This window comes from Oryzisolibacter propanilivorax, from assembly GCF_900103645.1.
GTDB classification, from domain to species: Bacteria; Pseudomonadota; Gammaproteobacteria; order Burkholderiales; family Burkholderiaceae_C; genus Melaminivora; species Melaminivora propanilivorax.
In genome coordinates this window covers 108,451-125,754 of record NZ_FNHP01000011.1, presented here as the reverse complement: position 1 = coordinate 125,754, position 17,304 = coordinate 108,451, and the positions used below count along the sequence as shown (strand labels likewise).

13 protein-coding genes and 2 tRNA genes are annotated in these 17,304 nt (G+C 66.0%); 14 read left to right on the top strand and 1 reads right to left on the bottom strand.

Annotated features, from left to right (window positions below; genetic code table 11):
• The 14 genes from BLQ61_RS15590 to BLQ61_RS15525 form a co-directional block, all read left to right on the top strand.
• The coding region (locus BLQ61_RS15590) for an EF-Tu C-terminal domain-related protein (protein ID WP_072445389.1) at positions 1 to 93 on the top strand (93 nt) is incomplete at its 5' end.
• 20 nt (positions 94 to 113) lie between these two features.
• Positions 114 to 189 (top strand) — tRNA-Trp (locus tag BLQ61_RS15585).
• A gap of 90 nt (positions 190 to 279) precedes the next feature.
• A complete protein-coding gene (gene secE, locus BLQ61_RS15580) occupies positions 280 to 663 on the top strand; it encodes a preprotein translocase subunit SecE (protein ID WP_091572374.1) in 384 nt (127 codons plus the stop codon).
• Positions 664 to 689: 26 nt separating this feature from the next.
• Entirely contained in the window at positions 690 to 1,256 is a 567-nt protein-coding gene (gene nusG, locus BLQ61_RS15575; RefSeq protein WP_425415626.1) for a transcription termination/antitermination protein NusG, read from the top strand.
• A gap of 144 nt (positions 1,257 to 1,400) precedes the next feature.
• Positions 1,401 to 1,832: a 50S ribosomal protein L11 gene (rplK, locus tag BLQ61_RS15570; RefSeq protein ID WP_091572367.1), complete on the top strand. Its 432-nt coding sequence runs from the start codon at positions 1,401 to 1,403 to the stop codon at positions 1,830 to 1,832.
• 2 nt (positions 1,833 to 1,834) lie between these two features.
• The gene (rplA, locus tag BLQ61_RS15565) at positions 1,835 to 2,530 is read left to right on the top strand and encodes a 50S ribosomal protein L1 (protein ID WP_091572364.1); all 696 of its coding nucleotides are present in this window, start codon (positions 1,835 to 1,837) and stop codon (positions 2,528 to 2,530) included.
• Between the two features lie 262 nt (positions 2,531 to 2,792).
• The gene (rplJ, locus tag BLQ61_RS15560; protein ID WP_091572361.1) at positions 2,793 to 3,299 is read left to right on the top strand and encodes a 50S ribosomal protein L10; all 507 of its coding nucleotides are present in this window, start codon (positions 2,793 to 2,795) and stop codon (positions 3,297 to 3,299) included.
• 68 nt (positions 3,300 to 3,367) lie between these two features.
• Positions 3,368 to 3,745 (top strand): 50S ribosomal protein L7/L12, encoded by a 378-nt coding sequence (gene rplL, locus BLQ61_RS15555; RefSeq protein ID WP_091572359.1) that lies wholly within the window; start codon positions 3,368 to 3,370, stop codon positions 3,743 to 3,745.
• A gap of 280 nt (positions 3,746 to 4,025) precedes the next feature.
• Positions 4,026 to 8,150: a DNA-directed RNA polymerase subunit beta gene (gene rpoB, locus BLQ61_RS15550; RefSeq protein WP_091572356.1), complete on the top strand. Its 4,125-nt coding sequence runs from the start codon at positions 4,026 to 4,028 to the stop codon at positions 8,148 to 8,150.
• A gap of 137 nt (positions 8,151 to 8,287) precedes the next feature.
• Positions 8,288 to 12,514, top strand: a complete 4,227-nt coding sequence (gene rpoC / locus BLQ61_RS15545) for a DNA-directed RNA polymerase subunit beta' (protein ID WP_091572354.1) — start codon at positions 8,288 to 8,290, stop codon at positions 12,512 to 12,514.
• Positions 12,515 to 12,746: 232 nt separating this feature from the next.
• On the top strand, positions 12,747 to 13,373 hold the full coding sequence (locus tag BLQ61_RS15540; RefSeq protein ID WP_245704099.1) for a DUF4390 domain-containing protein: 627 nt from the start codon (positions 12,747 to 12,749) through the stop codon (positions 13,371 to 13,373).
• Positions 13,370 to 15,688 (top strand): sensor histidine kinase, encoded by a 2,319-nt coding sequence (locus BLQ61_RS15535; protein ID WP_091572348.1) that lies wholly within the window; start codon positions 13,370 to 13,372, stop codon positions 15,686 to 15,688. Before BLQ61_RS15540 ends, BLQ61_RS15535 begins: the two co-directional genes overlap by 4 nt.
• A 19-nt stretch (positions 15,689 to 15,707) precedes the next feature.
• Positions 15,708 to 16,418, top strand: coding sequence for a response regulator (locus BLQ61_RS15530; protein ID WP_091572346.1), 711 nt, complete (start codon positions 15,708 to 15,710; stop codon positions 16,416 to 16,418).
• 60 nt (positions 16,419 to 16,478) lie between these two features.
• Positions 16,479 to 16,554, top strand: a tRNA-Phe gene (locus tag BLQ61_RS15525).
• Between the two features lie 153 nt (positions 16,555 to 16,707).
• Here the strand turns inward: BLQ61_RS15525 and BLQ61_RS15520 are convergent.
• A complete protein-coding gene (locus tag BLQ61_RS15520; protein WP_091572344.1) occupies positions 16,708 to 17,247 on the bottom strand; it encodes a c-type cytochrome in 540 nt (179 codons plus the stop codon).
• Positions 17,248 to 17,304 lie beyond the last annotated feature (57 nt).

Genomic DNA, 17,304 nt, shown 5'->3' with positions numbered 1-17,304 from the left:
GCCCCCATCGCCATGGAAGAAGGCCTGCGCTTTGCCATCCGCGAGGGCGGCCGCACCGTCGGCGCCGGCGTCGTGGCCAAGATCATCGAGTAATCGATCGATAGAGGAATCGAAGGGGTATAGCTCAATTGGCAGAGCGTCGGTCTCCAAAACCGAAGGTTGTAGGTTCGATTCCTACTGCCCCTGCCACGAAATAACGTGGTAATCCCCAAGCCCGCCACATTCTGGCGGGCTTCGGCGTCTTGTATGGCGTCAGGCGCATGAGGCAAGAATTTCGTTATGGCCACTTCTCCGGTTGAAACCGTCACCACTCCTGCGGACAAGGCCAAGCTGTTCGCGGCAGTGGCTTTTGTCGTGGCAGCCATTGCCGGCTTCTATGCGCTGGGCAAGCAGGGGCCCTTGGTACAGTGGGGCGCCTTGCTGCTGGGCCTTATGCTCGCGGCGGCGATGTTCCTGGTTTCCGAGCATGGCCGGCAGCTGGTGGGGTTTTCCCGCGACGCCTGGCGCGAGGTCAAGAAGGTGGTGTGGCCGACGCGCAAGGAAACCTTGCAGATGACGGGCTACGTTTTTGCCTTCGTTGTCGTGATGGCCCTGTTTCTCTGGCTGACGGACAAGACCCTGGAGTGGGCGTTGTATGACCTAATTCTGGGCTGGAGGAAGTAATGGTGGAAGCGATCGATCCGAGTGGGATGCAACCTGCCGGGCAGGACTCTGCAGTCCAGGATGACAAGCGCTGGTACATCGTGCATGCCTATTCCGGCATGGAAAAGGCGGTGGAGCGCAACATTCAGGAGCGCATTGCGCGCGCTGGCATGCAGTCCAAGTTCGGCCGCATCCTGGTGCCGACGGAAGAGGTCGTCGAGGTGAAGAACGGCCAGCGCAAGACGACCGAGCGGCGGCTGTTCCCCGGTTACGTCTTCGTGGAAATGGCCATGGACGACGATACCTGGCACCTGGTGAAGCACACCAGCAAGGTCACGGGCTTTGTGGGCGGCGCCAAGAACCGCCCGGCTCCGATCTCGGAAGAGGAAGTCCAGAAGATCGTCAGCCAGATGGAGGAGGGCACGGACAAGCCGCGGCACAAGATCGAATTCATGGTGGGCGAGCTGGTACGGGTCAAGGAAGGCCCGTTCACCGACTTCAACGGCACCGTGGAAGAAGTCAATTACGAAAAGAGCCGCCTGCGTGTCTCTGTGATGATCTTTGGCCGCTCGACGCCTGTCGAGCTGGAGTTTGGCCAGGTCGAGAAGACTTGAGCCTCAAGGCTTGGCACTGTGCCCGGCTGCACGGAAATTTCAATGCGCCCTTTGTGGCTCGGCGCAATGCACAAGTAGAGCCCGCAACCCCGGGGAGCCTGGCCTTTTTGCAAGGCAAGGCGTCACAACCCGCAAGGAGCAACCATGGCGAAGAAAATCGTCGGCTTCATCAAGCTGCAAGTGCCAGCTGGTAAGGCCAACCCGTCCCCTCCGATTGGCCCGGCACTGGGTCAGCGCGGCCTGAACATCATGGAGTTCTGCAAGGCGTTCAACGCGCAGACCCAGGGTGTCGAGCCGGGCCTGCCGCTGCCCGTGGTCATCACGGCGTTCGCGGACAAGAGCTTCACCTTCATCATCAAGACGCCGCCGGCGACCGTGCTGATCAAGAAGGCCATCAAGCTGGACAAGGGTTCGTCGAATGCGCTGACCGCCAAGGTCGGCAAGATCACCCGCGAGCAGTTGGAAGAAATCGCCAAGACCAAGCTCAAGGACATGAACGCTGCCGACGTTGACGCCGCCGTGCGTACGCTGGCTGGCTCCGCCCGTTCCATGGGCGTGACGGTGGAGGGTCTGTAATCATGGCCAAGCTGACCAAGAAGCAAAAAGCCCTGCAGGGCAAGGTGGACTCCACCAAGCTGTATCCCTTTGCCGAAGCCATGGTGCTGGTGAAGGAGGCCGCAACCGCCAAGTTCGATGAATCCATCGACGTGGCCGTGCAGCTCGGCGTGGATGCCAAGAAGTCCGACCAAGTGGTGCGTGGCGCCGTGGTGCTGCCCAACGGTACCGGCAAGACGACCCGCGTGGCCGTGTTCGCCCAGGGTGCCAAGGCTGAAGAGGCCAAGGCCGCTGGCGCCGACATCGTCGGCATGGACGATCTGGCTGCCCAAGTCAAGGCTGGCGACATGCCGTTTGACGTGGTCATCGCCGCGCCCGACGCCATGCGCGTGGTCGGTACGCTGGGCCAGATCCTGGGCCCGCGCGGCCTGATGCCCAACCCCAAGGTCGGTACCGTGACCCCTGACGTGGCCACCGCGGTGAAGAACGCCAAGGCTGGTCAGGTGCAGTTCCGCGTCGACAAGGCCGGCATCATCCACTCGACCATCGGCCGTCGCTCTTTCGGCGACGACAAGCTGCAGGGCAACCTGGCGGCGCTGATCGAGGCGCTGAACAAGGCCAAGCCGGCCACCAGCAAGGGCCTGTACCTGCGCAAGGTCGCCATCTCGTCCACCATGGGCGTGGGCGTGCGCGTGGACACCCAGTCCATCTCGGCGTAATTGCGAGAAATCTTGGGGCGCGTCGGCCACGCAGGTGGCCGCCGCCCCGGTGGTGGGCCAGCCGCAGGCGATAGCCGTCGGCCGGGCCATCCAAGACCGCTGGCGTGCCGATCATGGCGGCACTTAATCGAAGCCGGGCCAGCGTAGATGGCGATCCCGCTGCAGATGGAATTGGTACAAGAGATTCCGAAACAGTTGGTCGCTGCAACCAGAGCGCGTGCGACGGGAGCATTCCCCGAGCGCGCATACGAAGGAGTAGACCTTGAGTCTTAATCGCAGTGAGAAAGAAGCGGTCATCAACGAAGTGACCAGCCTCGCCGCTAAAGCTCAAACGCTCGTGATCGCGGAATACCGTGGCATCACGGTGGCCGACCTGACCAAGCTGCGCGTTGCCGCTCGCGGACAAGGTGTTGCCCTGAGTGTTCTGAAGAACACCCTGGCACGCCGCGCCGTGGCCGGTGGCCAGTTTGAGGTGGTGGCCGACCAGATGACCGGTCCGCTGATCTATGGCTTCTCCGAAGACGCTGTGGCCGCCGCCAAGGTGGTGGCCGATTTCGCGAAGACCAACGACAAGCTGGTGATTCGCGGCGGCGCTTTCGGGGGCAAGGCCCTGGACGTGAACGGCGTGAAAGAGCTGGCCAACATCCCTTCAAAGGAAGTGCTGCTGGCCCAGCTGTGTGGCTTGCTGATGTCGCCCATGTCGCGCACCGCCGTGGTGCTCGGCGCGCTGGCGGCGAAGAAGGGCGAGGGCGAGGCTGTCGCCGCCTGAGGGCGTGCAGACGGTTCGCAATCCCAAACCGATTCAACTGAATCAACCAATTGTTGAGGAAATTCAAAATGGCATTCGATAAAGACGCATTCCTGACCGCCCTGGACAGCATGACCGTGCTGGAGCTGAACGACCTGGTCAAGGCCATCGAAGAGAAGTTCGGCGTGAGCGCTGCCGCCATGGCCGCTCCGGCTGCCGGCGGCGCTGCTGGCGGCGCTGCCGCTGTTGAAGAGAAGACCGAGTTCAACGTCGTGCTGACCGAAGCCGGCGCCAACAAGGTGTCCGTCATCAAGGCCGTGCGCGAAATCACCGGCCTGGGCCTGAAGGAAGCCAAGGACCTGGTGGACGGCGCTCCGAAGAACGTCAAGGAGGCCCTGCCCAAGGCAGAAGCCGAAGCCGCTGTCAAGAAGCTGGTGGACGCTGGCGCCAAGGCCGAGCTCAAGTAAGCATTGCTTGCGCCCTGGGCTGGAGGTCTTCGCAAAAGGCCTCCAGCCTTTGGTGCTTATGGGGCCCCGGCCCCAGAGCGCACCAGCAAGCGGCCTGTGCCGGCCGCTTGCTAGTGTCTTCTGACCCCTGCCGACAGTAGAAGACGCCTTGGTTCGGGCGATGTGCAATGCATCGCCGTCCGCCATGGTTGGTAGTGGCCAACCCGCCAAGCCTGCAAGGTGGCCGCCTTGCGGGGCAGTCGTCGAAGACCCCCTCCACATGTCTTTGCCCGGAGATCTCATGGCCCAAGCATCCACTTACAGCTTCACCGAACGCAAGCGCATCCGCAAGAGCTTCGGCACCCGCGACAGCGTGCTCAACGTTCCTTATCTGCTGCAGATGCAGCGCGATGCCTACACGGCCTTCCTGCAGGCCGACACGCCGCCGCAAAAACGCCTGACCGAAGGTCTGCAGGCAGCCTTCACCTCGGCTTTCCCCATCGTCTCGCACAACGGCTTCGTCGAGATGAAGTTCGTCGAGTACAACCTGGCGCGCCCGGCGTTTGACGTGCGCGAGTGCCAGACGCGCGGCCTGACCTTCGCCTCGGCGGTGCGCGCGCGCGTGCAGCTGATCATCTACGACCGCGAGTCCTCCACGTCGCAGTCCAAGGTCGTCAAGGAAGTCAAGGAGCAGGAGGTCTACATGGGCGAGGTGCCCCTGATGACCGACAAGGGCTCGTTCATCATTAACGGCACCGAGCGCGTGATCGTCAGCCAGCTGCACCGCTCGCCCGGCGTGTTCTTCGAGCACGACAAGGGCAAGACGCACAGCTCGGGCAAGCTGCTGTTTTCCGCGCGCATCATCCCCTACCGCGGCTCCTGGCTGGACTTCGAGTTCGACCCGAAGGACATCCTGTACTTCCGCGTGGACCGCCGCCGCAAGATGCCGGTCACCATTTTGCTCAAGGCCATCGGCCTGAATCCCGAGTCCATCCTGGCGAACTTCTTCGTCAACGACAACTTCCGCCTGATGGACAGCGGCGCGCAGATGGAATTCGTCGCCGACCGCCTCAAGGGCGAAGTGGCACGCTTCGACATCACCGACAAGAACGGCAAGGTCGTCGTCGCCAAGGACAAGCGCGTCACCGCGCGCCACACGCGCGAGCTTGAGCAGTCCGGCACCACCCATGTCAGCGTGCCGGAAGACTTCCTGATCGGCCGCGTGGTCGCGCGCAACATCGTCGACCCCGACACCGGCGAGATCCTGGCCAAGGCCAACGAGGAGCTGACCGAGGCGCTCTTGAAGAAGCTGCGCTCGGCCGGCGTGCAGGACCTGCAGGTGCTCTACACCAACGAGCTGGACCAGGGCGCCTACATCTCGCAGACGCTGCGCATCGACGAGACGGTGGACGAATTCGCCGCCCGCGTGGCCATCTACCGCATGATGCGCCCCGGCGAGCCGCCGACCGAGGACGCGGTGCAGGCCCTGTTCCAGCGCCTGTTCTACAACCCGGACACGTACGACCTGTCGCGCGTGGGCCGCATGAAGTTCAACGCCAAGATCGGCCGCGACGAGTCCACCGGTCCGATGGTGCTGTCCAACGACGACATCCTGGCCGTGGTCAAGATCCTGGTGGACCTGCGCAACGGCCGCGGCGAGGTGGACGACATCGACCACCTGGGCAACCGCCGCGTGCGCTGCGTCGGCGAGCTGGCCGAGAACCAGTACCGCACCGGCCTGGCGCGCATCGAGAAGGCCGTGAAGGAGCGTCTGGGCCAGGCCGAGCAGGACCCGCTCATGCCGCACGACCTGATCAACTCCAAGCCGATCTCCGCGGCGCTGAAGGAGTTCTTTGGCGCCTCGCAGCTGTCGCAGTTCATGGACCAGACCAACCCGCTGGCCGAGATCACGCACAAGCGCCGCGTCTCGGCCCTCGGCCCGGGCGGCCTGACGCGCGAGCGCGCCGGCTTCGAAGTGCGCGACGTGCACGTCACGCACTACGGCCGGGTGTGCCCGATCGAGACGCCGGAAGGCCCGAACATCGGCCTGATCAACTCGCTGGCGCTGTACGCGCGCCTGAACGAGTACGGCTTCATCGAGACCCCGTACCGCCGCGTGGTGGATGGCCAGGTGACCGACCAGATCGACTACCTATCGGCCATCGAGGAAGGCAAGTACATCATCGCCCAGGCCAACGCCGCGCTGGACGACAAGGGCCGCCTGACGGGCGACCTGGTGAGCGCGCGCGAGCAGGGCGAATCGACCCTGGTGTCGGCCGACCGCGTGCAGTACATGGACGTGTCGCCCGCGCAGATCGTCTCGGTGGCGGCTTCGCTGGTGCCCTTCCTGGAGCACGACGACGCCAACCGCGCGCTGATGGGCGCCAACATGTCGCGCCAGGCCGTGCCCGTGCTGCGCCCGGAAAAGCCCATGGTGGGCACCGGCATCGAGCGCGTGGCGGCGGTGGACTCGGGCACTGTGGTCACGGCGCGCCGTGGCGGCGTGGTGGACCATGTGGATGCGACCCGTATCGTGGTGCGCGTGCACGACGCAGAGGCCGTGGCCGGCGAAGTGGGCGTGGACATCTACAACCTGATCAAGTACCAGCGCTCCAACCAGAACACCAACATCCACCAGCGCCCGATCGTCAAGCGCGGCGACGTGCTGGCCAAGGGCGACGTGATCGCCGACGGTGCCTCGACCGACCTGGGCGAGATCGCCATCGGCCAGAACATGCTGATCGCGTTCATGCCGTGGAACGGCTACAACTTCGAGGACTCGATCCTGATCAGCGAGCGCGTGGTGGCCGAGGACCGCTACACCAGCATCCACATCGAGGAGCTGGTAGTGATGGCGCGCGACACGAAACTGGGCGCTGAGGAAATCACCCGCGACATCCCCAACCTGTCCGAACAGCAGCTGAACCGCCTGGACGAGTCCGGCATCATCTACGTCGGCGCCGAGGTGCAGCCGGGCGACACGCTGGTGGGCAAGGTCACGCCGAAGGGCGAGACCACGCTGACGCCGGAAGAAAAACTGCTGCGCGCGATCTTCGGCGAGAAGGCCTCCGACGTGAAGGACACCTCGCTGCGCGTGGACCAGGGCAGCTCGGGCACGGTGATCGACGTGCAGGTCTTCACCCGCGAAGGCATCCAGCGCGACAAGCGCGCGCAGCAGATCATCGACGATGAACTGAAGCGCTTCCGCCTGGACCTGAACGACCAGCTGCGCATCGTTGAGGCCGACGCCTTCGACCGTATCGAGAAGCTGCTGGTGGGCAAGAAGGCCAACGGCGGCCCGCAGAAGCTCGCCAAGGGAGCGACCATCGACAAGGAATACTTGGCCGGCGTGGAGAAGTTCCACTGGTTCGACATCCGCCCGGCAGACGAGGCCGTGGCCGCGCAGCTCGAATCCACCAAGAACGCCATGGAGCAGACGCGCCACAGCTTCGACCTGGCGTTCGAGGAAAAGCGCAAGAAGCTGACCCAGGGCGACGAGCTGCCTGCGGGCGTGCTGAAGATGGTCAAGGTGTACCTGGCCGTCAAGCGCCGCCTGCAGCCCGGCGACAAGATGGCCGGCCGCCACGGCAACAAGGGTGTGGTCTCCAAGATCGTCCCGGTTGAGGACATGCCGTACATGGAAGATGGCACGCCGGCCGACATCGTGCTGAACCCGCTGGGCGTGCCCTCGCGCATGAACATCGGCCAGGTGCTGGAAGTGCACCTGGGCTGGGCCGGCAAGGGCCTGGGCCAGCGCATCGGCGACATGCTGCAGCGTCAGGCCAAGGTGGCCGAGCTGCGCAAGTTCCTGGAGGAGATCTATAACTCGCGCGGCCGCCAGGAGGACCTCAAGCAGCTGGGCGACAACGAGATCCTGGCCATGGCGCAGGAGCTGACGACCGGCGTGCCGTTCGCCTCGCCGGTGTTCGACGGCGCCTCGGAGGCCGAGATCAAGGACATGCTCAAGCTGGCCTACCCGGAGGACATCAAGGAGCGCAAGGGTCTGACCGAGACGCGCACCCAGGCGTATCTGTACGACGGCCGCACCGGCGAGCGCTTCGAGCGCCCGACGACCATCGGCTACATGCACTACCTGAAGCTGCACCACCTGGTGGACGACAAGATGCACGCGCGCTCCACGGGTCCGTACTCGCTGGTCACGCAGCAGCCGCTGGGCGGCAAGGCGCAGTTCGGTGGCCAGCGCTTCGGCGAGATGGAAGTGTGGGCGCTGGAGGCCTACGGCGCCGCCTACGTGCTGCAGGAGATGCTGACGGTGAAGTCCGACGACGTGCAGGGCCGCACCAAGGTCTACGAGAACATCGTCAAGGGCGAGCACTCGATCGAGGCCGGCATGCCCGAGTCGTTCAACGTGCTGGTCAAGGAAATCCGTTCGCTGGGCCTGGACATCGAGCTGGAGCGCTCCTGAGGCGCGGCCCTGGCTGCGCTACTGAAAAGTGAGCTGCATGCCCTGGTAAACAAATGGATTGCGGGTGATTTGACCCGCAAACCCATACAGATCCAGGGCTTCCAGCTAGGAATTTTGAAGACAAGGGAAAGAGTCACATGAAATCGCTACTCGACCTGTTCAAGCAATTCACGCCGGATGAGCATTTCGATGCCATCAAGATCGGCATGGCCTCGCCCGAGAAGATCCGTTCCTGGTCCTTCGGCGAGGTGAAGAAGCCCGAGACCATCAACTACCGCACCTTCAAGCCCGAGCGCGATGGCCTGTTCTGCGCCAAGATCTTCGGGCCCATCAAGGACTACGAGTGCCTGTGCGGCAAGTACAAGCGCCTGAAGCACCGCGGCGTGATCTGCGAGAAGTGCGGCGTCGAAGTCACCCAGACCAAGGTGCGCCGCGAGCGCATGGGCCACATCGACCTGGCCGCGCCGTGCGCGCACATCTGGTTCCTGAAGTCGCTGCCCTCGCGCCTGGGCCTGGTGCTGGACATGACGCTGCGCGACATCGAGCGCGTGCTGTACTTCGAGGCCTACGTGGTCACCGACCCGGGCATGACGCCGCTGAAGAAGTTCTCGATCATGAGCGAGGACGAATACGACAAGCAGCGCGTCGAGCACGGTGACGAGTTCACCGCGCGCATGGGCGCCGAGGGCATCAAGGAGCTGCTGGAAGGCATCGACCTGGAGATCGAGATCGAACGCCTGCGCGGCGACCTCACGGGCTCCGAAGTCAAGGTCAAGAAGAACGCCAAGCGCCTGAAGGTGCTCGAAGCCTTCCGCAAGTCCGGCATCAAGCCCGAGTGGATGATCCTGGACGTGCTGCCGGTGCTGCCGCCCGACCTGCGTCCGCTGGTGCCGCTGGACGGCGGGCGCTTCGCCACGTCCGACCTGAACGACCTGTATCGCCGCGTCATCAACCGCAACTCGCGCCTGAAGCGCCTGCTGGAGCTGAAGGCCCCGGAGATCATCGCGCGCAACGAAAAGCGCATGCTGCAGGAGGCCGTGGACAGCCTGCTGGACAACGGCCGCCGTGGCAAGGCCATGACGGGCGCCAACAAGCGCGCCCTGAAGTCGCTGGCCGACATGATCAAGGGCAAGGGCGGCCGCTTCCGCCAGAACCTGCTGGGCAAGCGGGTCGACTACTCGGGCCGCTCGGTCATCACCGTGGGCCCGACGCTCAAGCTGCACCAGTGCGGCCTGCCCAAGCTGATGGCGCTGGAGCTGTTCAAGCCGTTCATCTTCTCGCGCCTGGAGGCGATGGGCATCGCCACCACCATCAAGGCCGCCAAAAAGGAAGTCGAAGCCGGCACGCCGGTGGTCTGGGACATCCTGGAAGAGGTCATCCGCGAGCACCCGGTGATGCTGAACCGCGCGCCGACGCTGCACCGCCTGGGGATCCAGGCGTTCGAGCCGATCCTTATCGAGGGCAAGGCGATCCAGCTGCACCCGCTGGTCTGCGCCGCGTTCAACGCCGACTTCGACGGCGACCAGATGGCCGTGCACGTGCCGCTGTCCGTCGAGGCGCAGCTGGAGGCACGCACGCTGATGCTGGCCTCCAACAACGTGCTGTTCCCGGCCTCGGGCGAGCCGTCCATCGTGCCGTCGCAGGACGTGGTGCTGGGCCTGTACCACGCCACCCGCGAGAAGATCAACGGCAAGGGCGAAGGCATGGTCTTCACCGACCTGGCCGAGGTGCAGCGCGCGCTGGACGCCGGCGAGGTCGAGCTGGCCACCAAGATCAGCGTGCGCCTGAAGGAGTGGAGCCGCAACGCCGACAGCGGTGAATGGCAGTCGGCGCCGAAGCTGACGGAAACCACCGTCGGCCGCGCGCTGTTGTCCGAGATCCTGCCCAAGGGTCTGGCGTTCTCCAACCTGAACAAGGCGCTGAAGAAAAAAGAGATCTCCAAGCTCATCAACGCCTCCTTCCGCCAGTGCGGCCTGAAGGAGACGGTGGTGTTCGCCGACAAACTGCTGCAAAACGGCTTCCGCCTGGCGACGCACGCCGGCATCTCGATCGCCATCGACGACATGCTGGTGCCGCCGCAGAAGGTGGACATCCTGGCGCGCGCCGAGGGCGAAGTGAAGGAGATCGAGCAGCAGTACGTCTCCGGCCTGGTTACGGCCGGTGAGCGCTACAACAAGGTGGTGGACATCTGGGGCAAGGCCGGCGACGAAGTCTCCAAGGTCATGATGGCCCAGCTGGCCAAGGAAAAGACCATCGACCGCCACGGCAAGGAAGTCGAGCAGGAGTCGTTCAACTCGATCTACATGATGGCCGACTCGGGCGCGCGCGGCTCTGCCGCGCAGATCCGCCAGCTGGCCGGCATGCGCGGCCTGATGGCCAAGCCCGACGGCTCGATCATCGAGACGCCCATCACGGCCAACTTCCGTGAAGGCCTGAACGTGCTGCAGTACTTCATCTCCACGCACGGCGCGCGCAAGGGCCTGGCGGATACGGCGCTGAAGACCGCCAACTCCGGCTACCTGACGCGCCGATTGGTGGACGTGACGCAGGACCTGGTGGTGAACGAGGACGATTGCGGCACGACCAATGGCTCGCTGATGCGCGCCATCGTCGAGGGTGGCGAGGTCATCGAGTCGCTGCGCGACCGCATCCTGGGCCGCGTGACGGCCGAGGAGGTGCTGCACCCCGAGACGCGCGAAGTGCTGGTGCCGCCGGCCACGCTGCTCAACGAGACCGTCATCGACATGCTGGAAGCCGCCGGCGTGGACGAGGTCAAGGTGCGCACCGCGCTGACCTGCGAGACACGCTACGGCCTGTGCGCGCACTGCTACGGCCGCGACCTGGGCCGCGGCGGCCTGATCAACCTCGGCGAAGCCGTGGGCGTGATCGCCGCCCAGTCCATCGGCGAGCCCGGCACGCAGCTGACCATGCGCACCTTCCACATCGGTGGTGCGGCGTCGCGTGCAGCCGTGGCTTCCAGCGTCGAAGCCAAGTCCAACGGCATCATCGGCTTCAACGCCACGATGCGCTACGTGACCAACACCCGCGGCGAACTGGTGGTGATCGCCCGCTCCGGCGAGATCATCATCCATGACGAGCACGGCCGCGAGCGCGAGCGCCACAAGGTGCCGTACGGCGCCACGCTCACCGTGCAGCCCGACCAGCAGGTCAAGGCCGGCACCATCCTGGCGAACTGGGACCCGCTGACGCGCCCGATCATCACGGAGTTCGCCGGTCAGGTGAAGTTCGAGAACGTCGAGGAAGGCCTCACCGTGGCCAAGCAGGTGGACGAGGTCACCGGCCTGTCCACGCTGGTGGTCATCGACCCCAAGCGCCGCGGCTCGGCCAAGGTGGTGCGCCCGCTGGTCAAGCTGATCGACGCCGATGGCAAGGAAGTCAAGATCCCCGGCACCGACCACGCGGTGGCCATCGGTTTCCAGATCGGCGCGCTGATCCAGGTGCGCGACGGCCAGGACGTGGGCCCCGGCGAGGTGCTGGCGCGCATCCCGATGGAAGGCCAGAAGACCCGTGACATCACCGGCGGTCTGCCGCGCGTGGCCGAGCTGTTCGAGGCGCGCAGCCCGAAGGACAAGGGCATGCTGGCCGAGATGACCGGCACGATCTCGTTCGGCAAGGAGACCAAGGGCAAAGTGCGCCTGCAGATCACCGATCCGGACGGCAAGGTCTGGGACGAGCTGGTGCCGAAGGAAAAGAACGTGCTGGTGCACGAGGGCCAGGTGGTCAACAAGGGCGAGCTGGTCGTCGACGGCCCGGCCGATCCGCAGGACATCCTGCGCCTGCTGGGCATCGAGGAGCTGTCGCGCTACATCGTCGACGAGGTGCAGGACGTCTACCGTCTGCAGGGCGTGAAGATCAACGACAAGCACATCGAGGTCATCGTGCGCCAGATGCTGCGCCGCGTGGTGGTCGAGAACCCGGGCGAGTCGAACTACATCGCTGGCGAGCAGGTCGAGCGCTCGGAGATCCTCAACACCAACGAGGCGCTGCAGAGCCAGGACAAGATTCCGGCGACCTACACCAACGTGCTGCTGGGCATCACCAAGGCGTCGCTGTCCACCGATTCGTTCATCTCCGCCGCGTCCTTCCAGGAGACCACGCGCGTGCTGACCGAGGCGGCCATCATGGGCAAGCGCGACGAGTTGCGCGGCCTGAAGGAGAACGTCATCGTCGGCCGCCTGATCCCGGCGGGTACTGGCCTGGCCTACCACCAGGCGCGCAAGGCCAAGGACGCCATGGACGAGGCCGAGCGCCGCGCCATCGCCGAAGCCGAAGCCGCCGAACTGGCCGAGGCTGGCCGTGGTGATGCCGAGCACGCCGAGGGCGAGGCCGGCGCCGCCGAGTAACGCTGCAACCAGCGTAGCCTGGCTGACAGCTGCCCGCGCCCGGCGCGGGCAGCCCGGCCCACCCATCCCGGCCTGCCTGGCGGCACGCCGGGATTTTTTTCGTGCGGTGTTGCAGACAGGCCCACGCCGCAGGACCGGTCAAGCAGGTTTTGCCGCCGTGACCCGGTCGCGACCCGCCCGGTCCAGGAGAATACGGGCCGTGACAGCCGTACCCGAAAGTTCCGCACCTGCCTTGTCTCTGCCTCCCCAGGCCGCACAGCGCCGCCAGCTGCTGCGCGGCGCGGTAGCGGTGGCGCTGGCTCCGGCGTTGGCCAGCGAGCGAGTGGCGGCGCAGCAGCGGGGCGAGGTCACGGAGTTCGTGGTCGAGGGCACCGAGGGCGGGGTGCTGCTCAGCACCACCTGGAGCATGGAGCTGCCGCAGTTGCTGGAGAACGCGCTGTACCAGGGCATTGCGCTGCATTTCGTCGCCGAGGCGAAGGTCGAGCGTCCGCGCTGGTACTGGAGCGACAAGACCGTGGCCCATGCCGTGCGCTACCTGCGCCTGAGCTACCAGCCGCTGACGCGCCGCTGGCGTCTGGTGCAGGTGACCGGCGAGCGCGATGACAGCCTTGGCAATGCCTCGCTCGGCCAGACCTTCGATGACCTGGAAGAAGCGCTGTCGGCGCTGCAGCGCATCGCGCGCTGGAAGATCGCCGACGCCCATGCACTGCGCGCCGGCGTGGACTATCAGGTCAGTTTCCAGTTCCGCCTGGACACCTCACAGATGCCGCGCCCGCTGCAGTTCGGCGCCGTCGGGCGCTCCAGCTGGGGGGTAGCGCTGACGCGCAGCATCGAGTTGCCCGCGGAGGCCAACCGGTGACCGAGTCCGGCGCACGCCCGGCGGGCTCGGCGCGGCGCGCCGCCACGCGTACGCGCGCCGTGCGCTGGGCACTGGGGCTGGGCGCCGGCCTGATGTGCGCCATCGGTCTGGTGCTGCTGTTCCTGCTGACCCAGGCCACCAACAACCGCGTGCTGTACGAGCGCCATTTCGCGTGGCTGGTCGCCACCAACATCTTCGTGGCCGGCATGCTGCTGGCGGCGCTGGCCTGGGGCGCGTGGCGGCTGGCACTGCAGCTGCGCCGCGGCCGCTTCGGCGCGCGCCTGCTGATCAAGCTGGCGGCCATCTTCGGCCTGGTGGGGGTGGTGCCGGGGCTGCTGATCTATGTGGTGTCCTACCAGTTCGTCTCGCGCTCGATCGAGAGCTGGTTTGACGTGAAGGTCGAGGGCGCCCTGAGCGCCGGCGTGAGCTTGGGCCGCGTCACGCTCGACACCATGGCCGCCGACCTGGTGAATAAGACGCGCACCGCCAGCACCCAGTTGGGCCAGACTCCCGATGCTGCCGCCGGGCTGGTGCTCGAGCGCATGCGCGACCAGCTGGGCGCCACCGACGTGGTGCTGTGGAACGCCGCCGGCCAGCCGGTGGCCAGCGCCGGGCAGTCGCGCTATACGCTCAGCCCGGAACGGCCCTCGACGCAGGATTTCCGCATGGCGCGCCAGGGCCAGCTGGTCTACCAGATCGAGGGGCTGGACGACCTCACCGATCCGGCCGCGCCCGACAACACACGCGTGCGCCTGCTGGTGCTGGCGGCCAACCCGGGCCTGGGTCTGCTGACCGACGCGCGCTTCGTGCAGGCCACGATCGCGCTGCCGCCAGTGCTGGTGGCCAATGCCATCGCCGTGCAGGAGGCCAACCGTGAATACCAGGAACGTGCCCTGGCGCGTGCCGGGCTGCGCCGCATGTACATCGGCACGCTGACGCTGAGCCTTTTCCTGGCGGTGTTCGGTGCGGTACTGCTGGCGGGTGTGCTGGGCAACCAACTGGTGCGGCCACTGCTGGTACTGGCCGACGGCGTGCGCGAGGTGGCCGCCGGCAACCTGGCGCCCAAGGCCGCGCTGCAGGGCCAGGACGAGCTGGGCGGGCTGACGCGCGACTTCGCCCTCATGACGCAGCAGCTGGCCGATGCGCGCCGCGCCGCACAGCGCAGCCTGGCCGAGCTGGACGCCGCGCGCGGCAACCTGCAGACCATCCTGGACAACCTGACCGCCGGGGTGATTGTGCTGGACGAGGACGGCCGCGTGCAGTCCAGCAACCCCGGCGCCACGCGCATCCTGCGCGCCCCGCTGGCGGCTTGGGAGGGGCGACTGCTGTCCGAGGCCGAGGGGCTGGAGGACTTCGGCGCCACGGTGCAGCAGCAGTTCGCCGCGTTCGCGCAGGACCGCAGTGAGCAGCATGGCCCGGATCACTGGCAGCATGCCTTCGAGCTGCACGCCTCGGGCGAAGGCCCCGACCAGCAGGCCACCAGTTTGGTGATGCGCGGCGCCGAGCTGCCCGACCGCAGCCGGCTGCTGGTGTTCGACGACATTTCCGAACTGGTGTCGGCGCAGCGTGCCAAGGCCTGGGGCGAGGTGGCGCGGCGCCTGGCGCACGAGATCAAGAACCCGCTCACGCCAATCCAGCTGTCGGCCGAGCGCCTGGAGATGAAGCTCACCGCCAGGCTACCCGAGGCGGAGCAGGCGCTGCTGGCCAAGTCGGTGCGTACCATCGTCGAGCAGGTGGATGCCATGAAGCGCCTGGTCAACGAGTTCCGCGATTACGCGCGCCTGCCCGCGGCGCGGCTGCAGCCACTGGACCTGAACGCGCTGGTGCTGGACATCCTGCACCTGTACGGCGTGGAGAACGCGCGCTCGCCGGTGCAGGCGCAGCTGGACCCGCAGTGCCCGCCGGTGGCCGGCGATGCGCAGCAGCTGCGCCAGGTGGTGCACAACCTGCTGCAGAACGCGCAGGACGCTACGTTGCATGCGGCGCAGGAGGCCGGTCAAGCCCACGAGGTCACAGCAGTCACCATCGCCACGCGCTGGAACGAGCAGACTCGGCGCGTGCGTCTGACGGTGTCCGATCACGGTCCGGGCTTCGCGCCGCACATCCTGCAGCGCGCCTTCGAGCCTTACGTGACGACCAAGTCGCGCGGCACCGGTCTGGGTTTGGCGGTGGTCAAGAAAATCGCCGATGAGCACGGCGCACGCATCGAGCTGAGCAACCGGCAGCAGGACGGCGCGGTGCAGGGCGCGCAAGTGTCGCTATCATTCGCCCCTTGGGACGGCGGTGGCGCTTTCGCAACATCTCCTACGTCATAGCAAGGGCGCAGCGCAATACATGGCAAACATTTTGGTGGTCGACGACGAGCTGGGTATCCGTGACCTGCTGTCGGAGATCCTGAACGACGAAGGGCACAGCGTGGATCTGGCGGAAAACGCCACGCAGGCCCGCAGCGCGCGTCAGGCGAACGCCTACGACCTGGTGCTGCTGGACATCTGGATGCCGGACACCGACGGGGTTTCGCTGCTCAAGGAGTGGTCGATGACGGGCACGCTGACCATGCCGGTGATCATGATGAGCGGCCACGCCACCATCGAGACCGCCGTCGAGGCGACGCGCATCGGCGCGTTTTCTTTCCTGGAAAAGCCCATCACCCTGCAGAAGCTGCTCAAGGCGGTCGAGCAGGGCCTGTCCCGTGGCGCAACCGCGGCTGCAGGTGCTAAGGCTGCCGACCCTGGTGCCGAGGCCACGCCGGCTGCACCAGTTCCCGCACTGGCTGAAGCCGTGCGGCACGCGGGCGACGAGGTCGCTGCCGCCACGGTGGTCAGTGCTCCACAGGGGCCGCTGGCGCACCAGGGCTTCGATCTGGACCGACCCCTGCGCGAGGCGCGCGACGGCTTCGAAAAAGCCTATTTCGAATTCCATCTGGCACGCGAGGGCGGGTCGATGACCCGCGTGGCCGAAAAAACCGGGCTGGAGCGCACCCACCTGTACCGCAAGCTGCGCCAGCTCGGCGTGGACCTGGGGCGCAACCGGCGCGGCAACTGAAGACAAAAAATCCGCTACTCGGCCTGGAGGGCTAATTTCCAGGCTAGAATATGCGGCTTAGGCCCGGTAGCTCAGTCGGTAGAGCAGAGGATTGAAAATCCTTGTGTCGGCGGTTCGATTCCGTCCCAGGCCACCAGATCCAAAGCCCCTGTGCGCAAGCCCAGGGGCTTTTTGCTTGGATAAGCGATCTGGAGGCAGCTGGCTCCGCACTGGCGTTCGATGCCAGGGTGGAAAAACAAAAGGCCCGTCGTTTCCGACGGGCCTCGCATGCCGGGAAAGGGTCCTGGGTTCAACCGCCGGCAGCGCCCTCGGCCGGTGCCGCGGCACCTTCGGCGGCGGGTGCGGCAGGTTCCTCGAACTTGGCACCGGCGGCGTTGGCCATGTAGGCCGCGCCACGGGCGATCTCGGTGTCGTTGAAGTCGCCGCCGCCCTGTGGCGGCATGGCGCCCTTGCCCTTGAGGGCTGAGTGCACCAGCGCCTCGAAGCCGGTCTGGATGCGCGGCGCCCAGGCTGCGGCATCGCCCAGCTTGGGCGCACCGGCCGCGCCGCTGGCGTGGCAGGCGGCGCACTGGCCCTGGTAGACCGCCTCGCCGGCGCGCAACGGACGGTTGGCGTCGCGGATCTCGACCGCGCCGATCTTCTGGATGCGCTGGGCCACGGCCTGCTCGGGGTTGGCCGAGCCGGACGCCGGCTTGGCGCCGGAGGTCACATACATCACCAGGCCGATGATGGCGAACACCGGCAGGACGAACGCCAGGATGACGGTGGACAGCAGCTGCTTGGGGGTCTGGATGGGCCCGCTATGCCCTGCGTCGTGGGTGTCGCTCATGCGGAAATCCTCGGAAAATCGGTGGGGGTATCGGGATGAAACAGAAGCTTTCCATTA